Annotated in this window: 4 protein-coding genes; all 4 read left to right on the forward strand. The window is 74.5% G+C overall.

Annotation, left to right across the window (positions count from 1 at the left end):
• Positions 1-304: type II secretion system protein GspM (gene gspM / locus GJV64_RS14275; protein WP_205599651.1), on the forward strand; the 304-nt coding region annotated here is incomplete at its 5' end.
• Positions 301-957 carry a type II secretion system protein N gene (gene gspN, locus GJV64_RS14280; RefSeq protein WP_164158122.1) on the forward strand — a complete coding sequence of 219 codons (657 nt, stop codon included), beginning with the start codon at positions 301-303 and terminating at the stop codon, positions 955-957. The genes gspM and gspN, both read left to right, overlap by 4 nt.
• Positions 951-1,346 carry a hypothetical protein gene (locus tag GJV64_RS14285; RefSeq protein WP_164158125.1) on the forward strand — a complete coding sequence of 132 codons (396 nt, stop codon included), beginning with the start codon at positions 951-953 and terminating at the stop codon, positions 1,344-1,346. Before gspN ends, GJV64_RS14285 begins: the two co-directional genes overlap by 7 nt.
• On the forward strand, positions 1,343-1,543 hold a 201-nt coding region (locus GJV64_RS15515; protein WP_205599652.1), incomplete at its 3' end, for a hypothetical protein. The genes GJV64_RS14285 and GJV64_RS15515, both read left to right, overlap by 4 nt.

The raw sequence follows: 1,543 nt of genomic DNA on the forward strand, positions 1-1,543 counted from the left end.
GGCCCGGCTGGCGCAGGTGCGCGCTGCGGCGGCGGCGATTGCCGCCAGTCCGGCCGCGACCGCCGCGCCTCTGCCCGATCTCATCGGCCGCCGGCTGGCCGAAGCCGGGCTGCAACCCTCGCGGCTGGAGGCGCAGGGCGGCGGCCAGGCGGTGGTGGAGATCGCGGCGGTGAACGGCCGGCTGCTGCTGGGCTGGGCGGCAGCGCTGGAGGAGCGGGACGGGCTGGTGATCGACACGCTGAGCGCGAGCCGCAATGCCGACCAGTCGGTGAAGGCACGCCTTGTGGTGCGGCGGGCCGGATGAGCCGCTGGATCGCCCTTGTAGCCGGGCTCCTCGTGGGGCTGCTGGCAATGGCGCCGGCCCGGCTGCTGCTGCCGGCGCCGCCGCTGGCCGCGGCACGCGTTGACGGCAGCCTGTGGGGCGCTGACCTCGTCGGCGCCCGCATCGGCAGCGCGACGCTGGGCAACGTGACATTGGCGCTGGCACCGGCGGCGCTGCTGAAGGGGCGGCTGCAATGGACCCTGGGGGGCGCGCTGACCGGCAGCCTGTGGCGCAGCGTCAATGGGGCTGGCGGCGACGGACTGAGCGGCACACTGGCCGGAATGCCGTTCGCGCGGCTGCCGGTGGCCGGGCTGGCACTTTCGGACGTGTCGCTGGCCCTGGATGGCCGTGGCCGGTGCCAGGCCGCTGCCGGTACTGTGCAGGTGCAGCTGGCAACGCCGATCGCCGGCCAGTCCAGCCTGTCCGGCGCGGCGCGCTGTGACGGGGCCGGGGTGGCGGTGCCGCTGGCCAGTCCCGATGGCCGGGTGCGGCTGGATCTCGCTGCCACCCCCAACCGCTGGCAGGCACGGCTGGCGGTGACCGGCGCAGCACCGACCGAGGCGGCAGCGCTGGCGGCTGCCGGCTTCCAATCAGACGCTGGCACGCTGGTGCGGCAGGAGGAACAGCCATGGTGATCGCCGCCCTGCTTCTGGCCCAGCTTGCGGCACCGCTGGCCGAATTGCCGCAGCAGGAGCTGGCGCCCGGCCAATGCGCGCTGTTCCTGTGGGATCGCGCGTCGGGCCGGCGCATCGCCATGCTGCAGGCCAATCCGCCGATCCTGCGCTTGGCTATCGATGGGCGCAGCACCGATCTGCCGCGCGAGACGGCGGAGGGCACGGCGGTGATGGGCTTTGCGCCGATCAGCCGCTATCGCTCGGCCAGCCGCAGCTATGAGGTGCGGCTGACCATCCTGCCGGCAACGGTAGGCGGCGCCGTGGTGCGCGACGGCAGCCTCACGATCGCGCAGGAGAACGGGGACAGCCTGGTGCTGCCGGTGGCAGGCCTTGCCGGCTGCCAGCAATGAACAGGCCCACTGCCACTCCGCGGGAATGGGCGATTGCCCTTGCCGGCGGGCTGGCGCTGGCCGCCGGGCTGGTGACCCTGCTGCGTCGCGAGACGTCGCCGCCCAATGTGCCGCCGGTCCCGCCTGTTGTGGCCAGCGCGCCGGCACCCAGCGTGCCTGCCCCCTCCCCCGTGCCTGGCCCCGCACCGGGCGACCTT

The sequence above is a fragment of the Sandarakinorhabdus rubra genome, from assembly GCF_010994245.1.
Classification (GTDB): Bacteria; Pseudomonadota; Alphaproteobacteria; order Sphingomonadales; family Sphingomonadaceae; genus Sandarakinorhabdus; species Sandarakinorhabdus rubra.

Excerpts from the sequence above, each read along its gene's own strand:
- gspN (WP_164158122.1), top strand. The coding sequence starts at position 301 with ATGAGCCGCTGGATCGCCCTTGTAGCCGGGCTCCTCGTGGGGCTGCTG.
- GJV64_RS14285 (WP_164158125.1), top strand. The coding sequence starts at position 951 with ATGGTGATCGCCGCCCTGCTTCTGGCCCAGCTTGCGGCACCGCTGGCC.